General features: G+C 67.2%; 1 protein-coding gene. It reads right to left on the bottom strand.

The genetic code is table 11. The annotated features are described in order from the left end of the window. Window positions 1-241: DUF742 domain-containing protein (locus KVT44_RS56765; protein ID WP_217577132.1), on the bottom strand; the 241-nt coding region annotated here is incomplete at both ends.

The raw sequence follows: 241 nt of genomic DNA, 5'->3' as shown, positions 1-241 counted from the left end.
ACCACCCTTCCGAGCAAAGCCACGTCTGGCGGGCCGCCGGCGTCCACGTCGCCGCCGGGCTGATGGATGGCGACCAGGCCCGCCTCCGCCAAGACGGCGACGAGAATCCTGGCCACACCGAGAGGGATCGACAGCAGCGCCGAGATTTCGCCCACCGACTTGATCTCCCGGCAGAGGTTGCAGATCCGCTGATGTACGGGCAACTGGCCCTGCATCTGGTGCGGTTGTGCGGTGGTGTGCA

The organism is Streptomyces sp. GbtcB7 (assembly GCF_019091445.1).
Lineage (GTDB): Bacteria > Actinomycetota > Actinomycetes > Streptomycetales > Streptomycetaceae > Streptomyces > Streptomyces mirabilis.
Note: the sequence above shows the minus strand (reverse complement) of the source record. Positions and strands in the feature narration are given on the sequence as shown.